Annotated in this window: 1 protein-coding gene; it reads right to left on the bottom strand. The window is 40.8% G+C overall.

Annotated elements, in window-relative coordinates; all coding sequences use genetic code 11:
* Positions 1-74 precede the first annotated feature (74 nt).
* Positions 75-524 (bottom strand): Hsp20/alpha crystallin family protein, encoded by a 450-nt coding sequence (locus G5A70_RS15525; protein ID WP_173750339.1) that lies wholly within the window; start codon positions 522-524, stop codon positions 75-77.
* Positions 525-687: the final 163 nt, after the last annotated feature.

The raw sequence follows: 687 nt of genomic DNA on the forward strand, positions 1-687 counted from the left end.
AAAAAAGCGATTCCGCAGGTTTTACACCAGCGGAACCGCTCTCCTTATGTCAAATGTATGCAATTTTGTCGTTATTATCCTTCGATGGAAATGTATTTGTTGTCTTCCACCTGTTTTTTCACTTCTTTCGGAACAGTCAATCTCAGGATACCGTCTTCAAATTTCGCATGAATATCTTCCTGCTGTACCTGCTCGCCTACATAAAAGCTTCTGCTCATAGCGCCTGCATAACGTTCTCTGCGAATATAGTTTCCTTTTTCATCCTGTTTGTCCTTATCCAGGCCTTTTGCTGCGCTGATAGTCAGATAGCCGTTTTCCAGTTTGGCGGAAACTTCTTCTTTCTTAAATCCCGGCAGGTCGATATCCAGTTCATAGGTTCCTTCTGTCTCCCTGACATCCGTCTTCATCATGTTCTTTTCATGCTTGCCGTACAGCGGGTTCTTTCTTCCGAAAAACTCTCTCTCAAACGGAAAATCCATCCAATCATCAAATAAACTTTCTCCAAAAATACTAGGCATCATCATAAGTCATATCTCCTTTCCAATGACATACAAATTTATTTTAGCACTTTGGGAAATCCAGAGTGTCGATTTCGGAACTCTGAGACTCGGTACCTTATTTGTTTCCTCTTGGTACCTCCTCTTTTGTTCTATCTGTAATATAACACTTATAAACAGTGTTGTCAAC

The organism is Blautia hansenii (assembly GCF_013304445.1).
Classification (GTDB): domain Bacteria; phylum Bacillota; class Clostridia; order Lachnospirales; family Lachnospiraceae; genus Blautia.

Excerpts from the sequence above, each read along its gene's own strand:
- G5A70_RS15525 (WP_173750339.1), bottom strand. The coding sequence starts at position 524 with ATGATGATGCCTAGTATTTTTGGAGAAAGTTTATTTGATGATTGGATG.